We start from the raw sequence: 13,339 nt of genomic DNA on the forward strand, positions 1-13,339 counted from the left end.
TCTACGGTTGTTAGCCAATCTGTCTGCGGAGGTCCCATGAGTCTTATCCACTACGAAGTCATCGGTGCGGTCGTCAAGATCACCCTCGACCGGCCCCCTGTAAATGCTCTCTCGGGGGAACTCATTGCCGACATCGGCGAAGCCGTCGAGAAGGCCGCGGCAGATGACGTCCGTGCGGTGGTCATCACGGGCACCAAACACTTCGCCGCGGGGGCGGATATCAAACGATTCGTCGATGCGTTCGATTCTGATTCTGATGAGCCGATCGCATCCACCCTGGCCGGCGTCGTGCGTCGTTTGGAATTACTTGAAAAGCCGGTGATCGCTGCAATCCAAGGATATGCCCTCGGTGGTGGTCTCGAACTCGCGATGGGGGCCGACTTTCGCTATATCGGCGAGTCGGCCAAGGTAGGCCAGCCCGAGATCCTGCTTGGCATCATCCCCGGTGCCGGCGGGACGCAGCGTCTTCAGCGGCTCTGCGGATACCAGGTCGCCAAGGAACTCAACATGAGCGGTCGTCAGGTGGGCGCGGAGGAGGCGCTTGCAATCCACATCGCGGACAAGGTCGTGGCAGACGACTCGCTTGTCGAAACCGCGATGGCTGACGCTGCGACTTGGGCCGGTGGACCGACCAGAGCGTATTCTGCTGTGAAGCAGGCAATGGCCGAGGGTTACGGTCGCCCCATCGATGAGGCTATGGACGTTGAGCGCGACTCCTTCGAGCGTGTCTTTCGCACTGAGGATGCCAAAACAGGAATTCTTGCTTTCGTCAACAAGGAAGCGGCTGACTTCTCCGGTCGCTAGCCGGCCCTTGCGATCAGGTCCTCAAGGTTGGCGAGGTTCCTGCGCCATACCCGCGTGACAATCGGTCTTGCGATCAGGTCGCCGAGTCTGCCTCCGAGCTGCCAGGGCATCGTGAGCGTCTCGGTCCATGTAACCGTGGTCACGTCGGGGCACCACTAATGTTGCCGTATGGATCCGAATCCCTGGCCGCGACGATATAAGATCGTCGCCCTGATCTCCCTGGCGCTAGCAACCGTGATCCTCGGAGGCCGTGTCGTATTCTTCAGCCAGAGCATCGGATCTGAGCTATTCAAAAACGCTGACGTCGAGATTGTGTACGACATCGATGTCATCGGTGTCGGTGGTGGACGTATAACCCTGGCACGTAGCGCGGCAACGGAACGAGCGGGAATCTGGAGTGTCGAATCTAAGAATGCCCAGGGCCAAATCTCCGAAATAGTCTCGTCGGCCGAGATCTCCATCGAACGCATCTTCCGCTCGGTGAGCGGCGAGTTCTCCGGTGGCGACCGGATACGAGTGGTCAGCGATGTGTTTTTTGGCGATCCCGAGCAGGCGCACAACATCGACTTTGAGACCGTTCGTGTCGTTTCGAACGTCGGAGTGTTGCCCGCATGGTTCATAGAAGGCGACGGCGCAACATGGGTTCTGTACGTGCACGGTCGCGCAGATGCGGGTCGTGCGGAGGTGCTGCGAATGCTGCCATCTCTTGAGGCCCAGCGGCTTCCCGTTCTTGTCATTTCCTACCGATCCGACGGGACGGCACCCGACGCCCCAGGCTCATCAATCGGGTGGGGCTACGACGAGTGGAAGGACCTGACCGCTGCTGTTGCATTTGCACGATCTAAGGGCGCCGAGAAGGTCATATTGGTGGGGACGGATCTCGGCGCAAACATCATCATGACGTATCTCCACGAATCGGCGGACCTATCAGGTGTAGCCGGTGTGGTTCTCGAGACTCCGCTGCTCAATCTGCAAGCAACTGTGGACAAGGCTGCTGCTGACTACGGCATTCCCGGGGCCCTGCGGCCGTTTGCGGAAGCGTTCGTCCGCGTGCGGTACGGGGTTGATTGGGGAGACGTGAACCACATGGACAGGGCAGACCAGTTCGATGTCCCCATGTTGCTCATGGTCGGGACCGCCGACCCGTTGTTGACCGTGGCGGCGGCTGAGGACTTCGCCGTGGCCGTGCCGGACGATTTTGTAACGGTGGTGACGTTCGAGGCTGGGTCGCACGCGACGTTGTGGAACGTGGATCCGGACGCCTACGATGCTGCGATCCTTGGTTTCATTGATCGGTTTCTGGAGAACTGATGGTGGCTCGTGCCGGCAGGCAGGGTTAGGCCTGGAGCGCCAATCGGATTGTTTCGACTGACGGGTTCACAAGACCCATATCCCCAACTACCACCGTCGGGACCGTTTCGTTTCCTCGGGCGTATGAGCGAACGATGGTGGCGCCATCTTCGTCGTCCCAGATGTTGACACTGCTGTACGGAATCTCGGCTCTCTCCAGATCTCTGAACAATCTGGCGCAGAATCCGCAACCGGGGCGCCAATAGACGATCGGCTGTTGGGTTGTCATAACCGCTCCTGAGTCGGCGAACGTGCAAGTGGAAGCTGTCACAATACCCTGATGTTGTATCTCGATCACGCCGCAACAACGGTGATGAGGCCGGAAGTGCGCGAAGCAATGGCTCCCTACCTCGACGACGCTTTTGGGAACCCGTCCGGGATCCATGGTATCTCTCGACGCGTCAAGAACGCCGTGGAGGAGGCTCGTGAGGAGATCGCAGAGCTGCTGGGCGCTAAAAGACCGCTTGAAATTGTTTTCACGGGTGGCGGCACCGAGGCCGACAACCTAGCCTTGATGGGTCCGGTGCTCGACTCAGACGACCGGACCGCAACCGTCACGGTGCAGACCGAACACGAAGCAGTGATCGAGACAGCGCGGTTTCTTCGGCGTCTAGGCAACTCCGTCGAGTTTGTCGGCGTGGACGCAATGGGACGCATCGACATTGCGGCATTGGGCAACGCCGTCGACACCGACACTGCAGTGGTATCGGTCATGACAGCCAACAATGAGACCGGCGTCGTCCATCCGCTGCTGGAGATTTCTGATATCGCCCACTCTGCCGGTGCGCTCTTGCACACCGACGCTGTGCAGGCATTTGTGTCAGAGGAAGTCACCGTTGCTGCCACCGGCGCGGACCTTATTTCTCTCGCTGCCCACAAATTTGGGGGCCCGATGGGAGTCGGGCTTTTGTATGTGCGAAACGGCGTCGAACTTGAGCCGGTGCTTCATGGGGGTGGCCAGGAGCTGGGGCGACGTTCCGGGACGCTCAACGTCGCCGGCATCGTAGGCATGGCAACAGCCATGCGGTCCACGGTTACAGACAGAGCTGACTTCAGGCGTCGTGTCGGTGGGGCAAGGGATTCGTTTGAAAACGTTCTGATGCAAAGATTCGGGGAAATTTCGCGCAACGCACCGATCGATAGCCGGCTGGTACAGCACTCTCACTTGCGCATGACAGGGTTCTCGGCAGAAACCCTGCTCATCAGACTTGACCAAGAAGGCATTGCTGCCGCCGCGGGCTCTGCGTGCCAGTCGGGAGCTATTGACGTTTCGCACGTTCTTGCCGCAATGGGAATGGACGAGGTTGCGGCGGGCGAATGTGTCCGATTCACGTTTGGATGGGTGAACACCGAGTCGGACGGAATCGATGCTGCCGAACGTGTCATCAAGACCATGCAGATGTTGCAGTGAGGGCACTCGTAGCCATGTCGGGTGGTGTTGACTCGTCAGTGGCGGCCGCGATGATTCTCGATGCAGGCCACGAAGTCATCGGTGTCACCCTCAAACAGTGGGAGGGACCGGGTGGCGAAATGCCAACTGCCGGATGCTGTACCGTCGGTGACGCAGAGGACGCTAGGCGTGTCGCCGCACAGCTTGGCATCCCCTATTACGTGCTCGACTACGTCGACGAGTTCACCGAAAAAGTCGTCCAGCGGTTTGGCGAGATCTACATGCAGGGCCGTACGCCGAACCCGTGCATCGAGTGCAACCGCACCGTGCGCTTTCATGCGCTTCTGGATCGCACCACCGAGTTGGGGTGCGACGTCCTGGTCACCGGGCACCACGCACGGGTGACTCACGATGACCACGGCTACCACCTCCGCACTGGTCACGACAGCGGTAAGGATCAGAGTTATGTGCTTCACATGCTCGGCCAGGACGAGCTGTCGAGGGTCAAGCTCCCGATTGGTGAGATCACCAAGGATGAAGTCCGCGAGAGGGCTCGCGAACTCGGTCTGCGTACCGCCAACAAGCCCGACAGTCAGGACCTGTGTTTTGTTGGCGATGGGAACTACCGAGACTTTCTCCGTGAACACTTTCCCGACACAGCAATACCCGGCGAAGTCATCACGACCACTGGAGAAGTTGTCGGTGAACACGACGGCACCATCGACTTCACGATTGGTCAGCGCAAAGGCCTCGGTGTTGCACTCGGTGAGCCCCGCTACGTCGTCGACATCGATCCGCAAAGCGCTCGGATAACCATCGGTAAAAAGGCCGACCTACTCGCCGACGGTTGCGTTGTTGAGGACATGACTTTTGTTGCGGGCAGTCCGCCACTTGACTCGGAGATCACTGTGAAAATACGGTACCGCGCTGAACCTGTCGACGCGTTTCTTGACACGGGCGGGGAGGATGCGGTTATCCGGTTTTCGAGTGCGCAGCTTGGTGTCGCCCCTGGGCAGGCGGCGGTGATATACCGAGGCGACGAAGTGCTCGGCGGCGGGACGATCGCTGCGTCGCTGTAGATGGGCTTCGAGATCACGGGTGTTGGGTCACTTCCACACACGGATGTCGGAGAGGCTGTTGCATTTGTCGATACCACCACAACCGTTTCATACGTTCCGCAGCTCCCGCAGAGACACCCGTCTGAAGGGATGATCGTGCAGTGGGGCGACGGTCTGTGTGGTTGCGGTCCCGGTGGTGCCTATGGGCTTGTACACGGGGCAGCGTATGGCGATAGGGCGGAGGCGGAGTCGACAGCAACAACGTTTCTTACCGGTCGGCGAGACGCAGTCATCAAGACGCAGGCAACGGGGCCGATCACTCTGGGGTTGGCAATGCTGCGTGGCGGCGCCGATATGGCGGTTCTGTGGGATGGCCTCGTTGCGGGGTTGATCGAGCGCATCGACTCACACGTCGCGACTATTCGACGGATGGTGCCCGGCGTATCGGTCGTCCTCATCCTCGACGAGCCGTTGCTGGCAGCGTGGGGGTCCGAACGCGGCCCGGACGCCGATTTAGGTCTCGTGCGAGATGTGCTTGGCGCCGTGATAGACGGCGTCTCCGTGAGACCCGGAGTACATTGCTGCGGCGATCCCGACTGGGCAATGATCGCGGGTTTGGGACCCCGCTGGTTCTCGTGGGACGTCGCCAGCCTCGGTCCCGGATTCACCGACCGAGTTGATTCCATAGCTGACGCGATCGGCAACGGCACCGGTGTCATGTGGGGTGTCGCACCAACATCGCTCAATCCCATACCCGACATTGAAACTCTCGTGAGGCGCTACCAGATCGCCCTGACCAGGCTTGTCGCCGCAGGCGCACCTCTTGGGCCGATGCACGGCAACGCCTGGTACACCCCGGGTTGCGGCCTCACAGGGACGACTGTTCCCGACGCCGCACACGTGATGCAGGTCGTGCATGATGTCGTCGACCGCATCCATGGTGGTGAGGACCGGTAGATCCCGATCCTGGCGGGTCGGGGGGCTGAGTCCATTCCTTGTACCGCTTACGCCGGGCGGGGGAGTGTTCCCGCTACGAGGAATCCGGCAAGTGGAAACGACGCTGGTGGAGTCCCGTCGGGTTTGGCGAAACTCACCTCGTCGGGTGTCGTGTGGCAGAACCACATCTGTCGCTGCCCAGGTGTTTTTGACCACAGGGCGCTCGGTTGTGCAGCGAGGTTGACCCCGTCCGGGTGGCGTGCTGACCAATATCGTATGAGGTCGGTGCCTTGCTCCATCAGCCACGATCCGAGTTGCTGGGTGAAGGTGTAGTCGGATGGATCCGTAAGTTGCGGCTTCACGTTCGACAACCGGGTCAGATCAACGGCGTGGTGTGTGCGGAATCTGACGGTGAACATCTCGTGTCGGGAACGAATCGGTGTCGGGAACTGCGTTTCCATGTCGCTGAGAAAGATAAACCGGTAATACGCGACCTCTGCCAGGCAGCTTTTGGGGTCTTCGCTTGCGTAGAAGAAGCTAGCCATGACACGGGTGCCAAACCGGGAACCGTGCGTGAGGGGCGGGTACCGAAACGGTGTCCGCAACAGATAGTGGAGTGCTTCGGTATGGGGCCGATAGGGTGGTTTTGAGTCATCGAGAAGCCGTTCAAGCACCAACTGCTCATCGAGCGTGTCCACTAGCTCGGCGGTTGCGGCCTTCCCCTGGTGCTCAACCATTCGGTAGCCGCTGACCGAAAGCACCCGATGCAGCTTGCGACCGCTGAACAGTTCAGATGGTGAGACCACTTCCATTGGTCAGGTCTTGCCCCGCATGGCATCGAGATACTCAATGGACCGATACAGGCCGTTGATGGTCTGTACGAGTTCGGCTGGTACACCACCCAGGCCAGCGTTCTGGGTGATGAACCAATGACGCATGAATGCCTGGTCACCGCCGCTGATCGCTGACAGTGACCGAAACATCCGAACAAAAAGAAGACTCAGTTCGCCCTGTTTGGACATAGGATCGAAACCGCTTTCAGCGTGGCGAGCCAGCGTGGTGCGACTGACACCGAGGATCAACGCCGCCGACTCTCTGGTGACACCGAGTTGGGCACTGGCGTTGGTAAACGCTTTGTTTAGCACGTGTGAGGTGTCGGGGCTCTGTATCTGTGTCGCGACTGTCATATCGGTTCCTCTCGAACTCAGGATAACACAGAAATGTCCATTTGCACGAAAGGACCCTGTTTTTCGCCAAACGATACACCGGTCTTGTCAGGCGTGATCTGCTCTGTAGGAGTAATGTTGCAATGATCGTGTGATTTCAGGAACAGATGGCGTAGGTTGTGGGTAGTTTGATGATATGAAACACTTTCTTCTCTTCGGGATGCTCAGCGCGTTCGCACTCTTGGCTGGGGCTTGTTCGAGCACGCGACAAGGGGATGTCCTGCTGATCCTCGATGAGGGAGCAGCCGTCGTCATCGTCAACCCAGATGGAGGTGTTGTCGAACGATTCGAACCTGCGTCCGACGCCGCGTATTTCCAACCGATTTGGGCATCGACAGACACGTTCGTGCGAGCAGAGACGTCCCCGCAAGGCAACCACCTGGCAGCCATCCGCATTGGTGGTGAAGAAGTTTGGGACGTTGAATTCGCAACACCCCCGTTCTACTACCTCGCCTCGCTCAAAGAGGATTCGGCGACAGTGATCCTGCTGCGAAACAACGATTTCTCGCCTGGCCTCGTCGCTGAAGTTGTTTCCGGTGTCGGTTCCGTCGACCCTGTGGGAAACGGCGCCCCGTTTTACATGACGTGGGATCCAGACAGCGACCGGTTTGCCACCCACGTGGGGGCTGTACGCCTCGATGTTCACGCCGAGATCACGGAGACAATCAGCGATTCCGCGGGAATGTTTCAAGCGCCGGTGTGGCTCGAAGCTGGTCTTGTGACCCTGCGAACTGAGAACACCAGGACGTTTCTTTCGCTGTGGGATGGTGCGGAGTTTGCAGACCTCGCTACCGTTCGTGGCCCAGCTCGATTCGTGGGGGCGGGGAATCGTCTCGCGGTACAAACGACGAACAGCAGCGATCCGGGCGCAATCTTGGCTTCGGCACAAACAATTCCAGCCATCAGTACCGGTGTCCTGACAGTCATCGATCTGACAAGCGGATCGCTGTCCGCTGTCTCGTCAGACCCGGCTCTTGTCTACCAATGGGACGCAACAGGGAATCGCTTGTTGTTTTTGGATTTCGTAAATGACGGCGACCTCGCGGTGCAGTGGCACGTTTGGGAAGGTGGCGACGTTACCGACTTCGAGCAGTTTGCGGTGAACGTTTCGTGGCTCCAGTCGTTTGGACCATTCTTCGACCAGTACGCCCAGTCCGTTTCGCTGTGGGCTCCAGATGGATCGGCGTTTGTTTACCCAGCAATCGTGGACGGTGAGCCCAGAATCTTGGTCCAGGACATTGACGACGAGACAGCAACGGACGTCGCCAGCGGCGTCTGGGTTGCCTGGTCGCCGTAAGCCGACCTCGCCAGGCAGGGGAACACGGGTGCTGTATCTTGTTGTCTGCATCGACCCGAGGTAAACCGCGTGACCCCAACGACCGACCCATCAAAACGTGTCGCTGAACTGCGCGAAGAGATCTGTTCGCACAACTACGGGTACTACGTCCTTGGAGAAACAACCATCCCCGATGCCGACTGGGATGACCTCATGCGCGAGTTGCGGGCGCTCGAGGAAGCCGATTCTGCGCTGGTAACCATTGATTCTCCGACCCAGCGCGTTGGGGCTGCGACCGAAACCACCTTTGATCCTGTGACCCATCTTCAGCGAATGTTTTCACTCGACAACGTCGAGTCGGATGAGGAGCTACTTGCGTGGGAGGCGCGCCTGGTTCGCGCGCTAGGTGATGCTCCAAGCGCTTACACGTGCGAACTCAAGATTGACGGACTCGCTGTATCTCTGACTTATGAGAAGGGCGTCCTGGTCCGCGGCGCCACCCGTGGCGACGGGATAACCGGCGAGGACGTCACCGGCAACGTCCGCACCATCCGGGCACTTCCTCTACGGCTTCGCGGATCAGCCCCTGCCATCCTGGAGGTGCGAGGTGAGATCTACTTGCCGGTGGCCGAGTTCGAGGCGCTGAACCGTCGTCAGCAAGAGATGGGCGGCAAGCCGTACATCAACCCGCGCAACACCGCCGCCGGGTCGGTGCGGCAAAAAGACCCCAAGAAAACCGCCGCGCGAAACCTATCGGTTTGGTTGTATCAGGTGGGGCACGTCGACGGTGGACCAACCTTGCGCACTCATTCGGCGACGATGGCTTGGCTGGCCGAACTCGGGTTTCCGATAAATCCGGAGAACAAGACTGTGGCAACGATCGCTGAAGTCGTCGAGTATGTCGAAAAAGCAAAACGTCATCGTCACGACCACCCCTACGAGACCGACGGCATCGTCATCAAGGTCGACGATCTTGGGTTACAGAATATTGCCGGTTTCACCGCCAAAAGTCCGCGCTGGGCAACCGCATACAAGCTGCCACCGGAGGAGAGGTCGACGATTCTCAAAGCGATTGAGATCGGGGTAGGGCGTACTGGTGCGGTCACGCCATACGCGGTCTTGGAGCCCGTTTTTGTCGGCGGCGTCACGGTCGAACACGCCACATTGCACAACGAAGGCGAGGTGCACCGCAAGGACGTCCGACCGGGCGACACCGTCATTGTGCGTCGCGCAGGGGACGTGATTCCCGAGGTTGTAGGTCCGATCCTGGCCCAGCGACCGCGAGGCCTGGCAATCTGGCATATGCCGGCGCTATGTCCCTTCTGCCAAAACCCCATCGTCCTCACGGAGGGGCAGGCGAAGGCGAAATGTACCGGTGGTTTCGAATGCCCAAGCCGAATCCGAGAGTACCTGTTCCATTTCGCGTCACGGGGCGCAATGGACATCGAAGGCCTTGGTTACAAAACGGTCGACACGTTCCTCAGCAAAAGCATCATCAAAGATCCCGCGGACATTTTCACGCTCGATCGCGAACGAATCCGCGAGCTTGACGGATGGGGCGAGATCTCCGTCGACAACCTCCTTGCGGCAATCGACGCCGCCAAAGATGCCGGCGTCGGGCGACTGCTCACCGGTCTTGGTGTGCCGCTCATCGGCAGCACGGTCGCCGGCGTGTTTGCCAGAGAGTTCCGGAGTTTGTCACGTCTGATGAAGATCACCGAAGAGGAACTGGGAGCTATCGACGGGGTCGGACCTGAAATCGTGGCGTCGTGGATTGCGTGGGTCTCCGACACGGACAACGTTCGTCTCATTGAGCGGCTGCGCGCCGCTGGTGTGAGGCTTGAGGACCCCGAGCCCGAGGCGCCCGCCGGGAGTAGTCTTGCCGGCAAGGTCTTCGTGATCACCGGGACACTTGAGCGGTACACCCGCCAGGAAGCGAAGGCTGCGATCGAAGACCGCGGCGGCAGGGTCACCGGCTCGGTATCAGGCAAGACCGATTTCCTGATTGCCGGATCGTCAGCGGGTACCAAGCTGGCAAAGGCCGAACAGCTCGGTGTGTCTGTACTCAATGAGGCCGCATTGTCAGCGTTGCTCGAAGACGCCTAGTCGCAAGCCTCGCCGGCGAAGTCGGCGTTACCGTAAAGGGTGGTGTGGTTCGAGAGCGCCCTACTCGCGGGTTGGCAGTCGAAGGAGGGCTACGGCGAAACGATCCTCGGAGTCGGTCCACCAGTTGGCGACATGGAGGCCGGCTTGGTGCGCCTCGGTGGTCAGTTTCGCAAACGTAAACTTGCAAGACACCTCGTCGTGGATTTCCTCGTCTTTGTCGAGATGCACCGTGATGTTGAGGTCCTCGATTCGCACATCCATAACGCGAGTTGCGCGTAGGCTCATCGAGACACATTCGCATTCCTCATCCCAGCGGGCAATGAAATCGAACGCTGGGACGTCAAAATCGGCGCCGAGTTCGCGGTTGAGAACGTGCAGAATGTTCTTGTTGAACTCCGCCGTGACTCCCGCCGAGTCATCGTAGGCCGCAACAAGCGTAGGGATGTCCTTGATGAGATCGAGCCCGACCAGCAGCCCATCGTCAGGTTCCAGCATGGCAGCAACGGATCGGTAGAAACGCACCCGCCCCGGTGCGAGAAAGTTTCCGATCGTCGAACCGAGGAACGTCACCAGCCGACGTCCACATCGGGGGATCATGGGGAGATCGGTATGGAAGTCGCCTACGAGGCTTTCTGTCTCCAGCCAAGGAAACTCCCGTTGCAGGGAATCTGCGGCATCTCGGAGCGCTGACTCGGATATGTCGAAAGGGACGTACCGTGTTCCACTGCCTACGCGTTCCATGGCGTTGATGAGGAGTCGCGTTTTCACCGAGTATCCGGACCCGAGCTCCACAAGTTCGACGGGTTCAACAGCAGCCAGCATGTCGTTTGCGTACTTCGTGAGGATCTCGGTCTCTGCTCGGGTCAGGTAGTACTCGGGTAGCTGGGTGATCTCCTCAAACAGCGCCGATCCGCGAGCATCGTAGAAGTACTTCGAGGAGAGTTCCTTGCGTGTTTTTGTCAGTCCTCGGAGTACGTCAGATGCCAGATCCGCGCCGAAGTCAGCTTCATGTGACAGGCGCCGCACGGTAGCTCCCTCCCCGAGACGCGGGGTCATGACAACTCCAACGGTTGGAGTTGCACGCCATCGGCGGTGACGTGGACCAGGTGGTGTTCGGGCACTGGCCGCCAATCGTCGCGGTCGTCGAGCGGTTCAGACACCACCCACGATCCGGTGGAGCGCGCAGCGGTGTAGAGACTGTTGAGTGGTTCGTTGACCGAGTGACGGGCCGCGACGACATTCGTGCCATCTGCAATGACGACGTTTAGTGTTGCCTGCGAGTCGTGTCGGCGGACCAGCTCCCCAATCGTGCCAAGCCCATCGATCATTGCTTGTGCGAGGTCTCCCGAGTAGTGCTCAAGAACGACCAGCAGGAGCGCGAGCGAGTCGCTGACCGTGTGGAGTTGCTCGTAGGATTGTGCGCTCAGCGAACTGACAAGTTCGCGCCCAAGAGCACCTCGGAACCCTGCAATGAAGCCGTTGTGCACGCCGGCCATGGTGCCTACAACGAAGGGCGCAACATTCGCTGCTCCGACGGGTATGCCTGAGCTGGCGGAGCGTACAGCAGCGAGAAATGCATGTGCAGACAACCGTTGCGCGAGGTGAGGCAAGTTGGCGTCTTGCCAGGGCGCTAGCGGCGTGACATAGCGCAGCGGTCTCGGATCGATCCCGTCCCACCATGCAACACCGGTCCCATCAACGTTGACTTTCCCGTGGAGTTGCTCCCGAGGAGCATACGATTGGTGTTCTAACGAGTGGGGTGGTCGGTACAAAGCTTCGGCGAGAGGGATCGGATTCCCAATGTAGGCTGCGATTCTGCACATGTCAGATGTCCCAGACCAGCCTGATTCCGACGAATATTTGCCGCCGGATCGGAATGTCCCAATTGCGGAACGTTGTTCTTGCGACAAGCCGCGATGTCGCCCATGACGCACCCCGTAACACGCGATAGTCTTCGCCGAAGAAGACTTCGGAATATTCGGGGTATGGGAACGTCGAGAACCCCGCGTACCCCTTGAAATACGAGGTGGTCCATTCGTACCCGTCGCCGAGTAGTTGTTCAACGCCGTAGGCGCTCGCCCCGGTGGGGTAACTCCCGACAGGAGCGGGTCCCCAGCCGATGCGGCCGAGGTTAGCCGTCTCGGGTGTTGGTGGTGTCTCACCCCAGGGGTACTTTCTCGACTCCTGTGCTGCGGGATCCCATGCGGCAGCCTTCTCCCATTCGAGTTCGGTTGGAAGGCGACCGCCCGCAAACGCGGCGAACGCCTGCGCCTCGTGGAAGTTGACATGCTCCACCGGCTCGGCTGGATCGAGTGAACTGAGATGTCCGAACCGGCGCACAAGCCAGCCGCCGTCGAGGTCGGGGATCCATCCCTGGGGGGTGGTATGGCCGTGCTCCGCTAGCCATTCCCGACCTTGTTCCGTCCAATGGTCAGAGTTCTGGTAACCGCCAGCCTGTACGAACTCGTCGTAACGCCGCGCAGTCACGGGGAATTTGTCTATCGCGAATCCATTGAGGTCGATCAGGTGTGCGGGTCGCTCGTTGTCGTAGGCGTACATCAAGTCGTTGGTACCAAACATGAACGTTCCAGCGGGAATTGTCACCCTGGTGGCGTCGTCAACAGCAGCGGCACGTTGGGGAAGGCGGCGTCTGGCGGCCACAACGTACGGTGCGAGGTCGCTGCGAAGGTCGAGCGCTTGCAGAACCGTTTCCTGATGTTGGGCTTCGTGTTGGGCGATCATCGACCACACATACCCGTCAGCCAAGAGCGGGCTTTCGGGGTCAAGGTCGTGGTGTCTGAGGACGTCGAGGGCTTCGCCACGTACGTTGTTCAGGTAGTCCGTCGCCTCCTTCCTCTCAAGAATCGGGAGACCACCACGCACCCACCGCGGGTTATCGAACGGGTTGTATAGATCGTCGAGGACGGGGTCCCTGGCCTCGCGCCCGGCGATCTTGCGGAGAAGCCAGAACTCCTCGAAATTCGCAATATGTCCCATGTCCCAAACGATTGGGGACATAAGCGGGTCAAATTGTCGATGAAGATCGTCGTCGGTGAGGGCGTCCGTCATCCGAAACGTTCCCGAACGAACCGTGGTCAACTGCGCCTCGAGAAGCGACCGTCGTGTGGCAATCGCGGTCGCGCCGGATTGGTCGGCTGTCATGTGTTGCTGCCTTCCCGGCATGTCGAGGCTT

14 protein-coding genes are annotated in these 13,339 nt (G+C 59.6%); 7 read left to right on the forward strand and 7 right to left on the reverse strand.

What is annotated here, in order from left to right:
- The first annotated feature begins 36 nt into the window (after window positions 1–36).
- A complete protein-coding gene (locus tag IIC71_01490) occupies window positions 37–804 on the forward strand; it encodes an enoyl-CoA hydratase/isomerase family protein (protein ID MCH7667867.1) in 768 nt (255 codons plus the stop codon).
- Here IIC71_01490 and IIC71_01495 read toward each other — a convergent pair.
- Entirely contained in the window at window positions 801–947 is a 147-nt protein-coding gene (locus IIC71_01495) for a hypothetical protein (GenBank protein ID MCH7667868.1), read from the reverse strand. The two genes, IIC71_01490 and IIC71_01495, sit on opposite strands and share 4 nt — an antisense overlap.
- 25 nt (window positions 948–972) lie before the next feature.
- Between IIC71_01495 and IIC71_01500 the strand changes: the two genes are divergently transcribed.
- A complete protein-coding gene (locus tag IIC71_01500; protein ID MCH7667869.1) occupies window positions 973–2,115 on the forward strand; it encodes a hypothetical protein in 1,143 nt (380 codons plus the stop codon).
- A 25-nt stretch (window positions 2,116–2,140) separates the two neighbouring features.
- Here the strand turns inward: IIC71_01500 and IIC71_01505 are convergent, their stop codons facing one another.
- On the reverse strand, window positions 2,141–2,383 hold the full coding sequence (locus IIC71_01505) for an NrdH-redoxin (GenBank protein ID MCH7667870.1): 243 nt from the start codon (window positions 2,381–2,383) through the stop codon (window positions 2,141–2,143).
- A 51-nt stretch (window positions 2,384–2,434) separates the two neighbouring features.
- On the opposite strand from IIC71_01505, the gene IIC71_01510 reads away from it, so the two are divergent.
- From IIC71_01510 to IIC71_01520, 3 genes are read left to right on the forward strand one after another with little or no spacing between them, the layout of a single operon-like run.
- A complete protein-coding gene (locus IIC71_01510; GenBank protein ID MCH7667871.1) occupies window positions 2,435–3,565 on the forward strand; it encodes a cysteine desulfurase in 1,131 nt (376 codons plus the stop codon).
- Complete coding sequence (mnmA, locus tag IIC71_01515) at window positions 3,493–4,623, forward strand: tRNA 2-thiouridine(34) synthase MnmA (GenBank protein MCH7667872.1); 1,131 nt, start codon at window positions 3,493–3,495, stop codon at window positions 4,621–4,623. The genes IIC71_01510 and mnmA overlap by 73 nt, the downstream gene beginning before the upstream one ends.
- The gene (locus IIC71_01520; GenBank protein ID MCH7667873.1) at window positions 4,624–5,559 is read left to right on the forward strand and encodes a hypothetical protein; all 936 of its coding nucleotides are present in this window, start codon (window positions 4,624–4,626) and stop codon (window positions 5,557–5,559) included.
- Window positions 5,560–5,606: 47 nt separating this feature from the next.
- On the opposite strand, the gene IIC71_01525 is transcribed toward IIC71_01520, so the two are convergent.
- Both IIC71_01525 and IIC71_01530 read right to left on the reverse strand, forming a co-directional pair.
- Window positions 5,607–6,350 carry an RES family NAD+ phosphorylase gene (locus tag IIC71_01525; GenBank protein MCH7667874.1) on the reverse strand — a complete coding sequence of 248 codons (744 nt, stop codon included), beginning with the start codon at window positions 6,348–6,350 and terminating at the stop codon, window positions 5,607–5,609.
- Between the two features lie 3 nt (window positions 6,351–6,353).
- On the reverse strand, window positions 6,354–6,725 hold the full coding sequence (locus tag IIC71_01530; protein MCH7667875.1) for a DUF2384 domain-containing protein: 372 nt from the start codon (window positions 6,723–6,725) through the stop codon (window positions 6,354–6,356).
- 175 nt (window positions 6,726–6,900) lie between these two features.
- Between IIC71_01530 and IIC71_01535 the strand changes: the two genes are divergently transcribed.
- Together IIC71_01535 and ligA are read left to right on the forward strand one after the other, a co-directional pair.
- Entirely contained in the window at window positions 6,901–8,061 is a 1,161-nt protein-coding gene (locus tag IIC71_01535; GenBank protein MCH7667876.1) for a hypothetical protein, read from the forward strand.
- Between the two features lie 69 nt (window positions 8,062–8,130).
- Window positions 8,131–10,146: an NAD-dependent DNA ligase LigA gene (gene ligA / locus IIC71_01540; protein MCH7667877.1), complete on the forward strand. Its 2,016-nt coding sequence runs from the start codon at window positions 8,131–8,133 to the stop codon at window positions 10,144–10,146.
- Between the two features lie 60 nt (window positions 10,147–10,206).
- On the opposite strand, the gene egtD is transcribed toward ligA, so the two are convergent.
- The 3 genes from egtD to egtB are packed head-to-tail and all read right to left on the reverse strand — an operon-like array spanning window position 10,207 to window position 13,308.
- Entirely contained in the window at window positions 10,207–11,202 is a 996-nt protein-coding gene (egtD, locus tag IIC71_01545) for an L-histidine N(alpha)-methyltransferase (GenBank protein ID MCH7667878.1), read from the reverse strand.
- On the reverse strand, window positions 11,199–11,969 hold the full coding sequence (egtC, locus tag IIC71_01550) for an ergothioneine biosynthesis protein EgtC (GenBank protein ID MCH7667879.1): 771 nt from the start codon (window positions 11,967–11,969) through the stop codon (window positions 11,199–11,201). The genes egtD and egtC overlap by 4 nt, the downstream gene beginning before the upstream one ends.
- Before the next feature lies 1 nt (window position 11,970).
- On the reverse strand, window positions 11,971–13,308 hold the full coding sequence (egtB, locus tag IIC71_01555) for an ergothioneine biosynthesis protein EgtB (protein MCH7667880.1): 1,338 nt from the start codon (window positions 13,306–13,308) through the stop codon (window positions 11,971–11,973).
- Window positions 13,309–13,339: the final 31 nt, after the last annotated feature.

The organism is Acidobacteriota bacterium, assembly GCA_022562055.1.
Classification (GTDB): Bacteria; Actinomycetota; Acidimicrobiia; order Spongiisociales; family UBA5794; genus BMS3BBIN02.

Excerpts from the sequence above, each read along its gene's own strand:
- IIC71_01525 (MCH7667874.1), bottom strand. The coding sequence starts at position 6,350 with ATGGAAGTGGTCTCACCATCTGAACTGTTCAGCGGTCGCAAGCTGCAT.
- IIC71_01490 (MCH7667867.1), top strand. The coding sequence starts at position 37 with ATGAGTCTTATCCACTACGAAGTCATCGGTGCGGTCGTCAAGATCACC.
- mnmA (MCH7667872.1), top strand. The coding sequence starts at position 3,493 with ATGGGTGAACACCGAGTCGGACGGAATCGATGCTGCCGAACGTGTCAT.
- egtB (MCH7667880.1), bottom strand. The coding sequence starts at position 13,308 with ATGACAGCCGACCAATCCGGCGCGACCGCGATTGCCACACGACGGTCG.
- IIC71_01505 (MCH7667870.1), bottom strand. The coding sequence starts at position 2,383 with ATGACAACCCAACAGCCGATCGTCTATTGGCGCCCCGGTTGCGGATTC.
- IIC71_01535 (MCH7667876.1), top strand. The coding sequence starts at position 6,901 with ATGAAACACTTTCTTCTCTTCGGGATGCTCAGCGCGTTCGCACTCTTG.
- IIC71_01500 (MCH7667869.1), top strand. The coding sequence starts at position 973 with ATGGATCCGAATCCCTGGCCGCGACGATATAAGATCGTCGCCCTGATC.
- IIC71_01520 (MCH7667873.1), top strand. The coding sequence starts at position 4,624 with ATGGGCTTCGAGATCACGGGTGTTGGGTCACTTCCACACACGGATGTC.
- IIC71_01530 (MCH7667875.1), bottom strand. The coding sequence starts at position 6,725 with ATGACAGTCGCGACACAGATACAGAGCCCCGACACCTCACACGTGCTA.
- IIC71_01510 (MCH7667871.1), top strand. The coding sequence starts at position 2,435 with ATGTTGTATCTCGATCACGCCGCAACAACGGTGATGAGGCCGGAAGTG.
- egtC (MCH7667879.1), bottom strand. The coding sequence starts at position 11,969 with ATGTGCAGAATCGCAGCCTACATTGGGAATCCGATCCCTCTCGCCGAA.
- egtD (MCH7667878.1), bottom strand. The coding sequence starts at position 11,202 with ATGACCCCGCGTCTCGGGGAGGGAGCTACCGTGCGGCGCCTGTCACAT.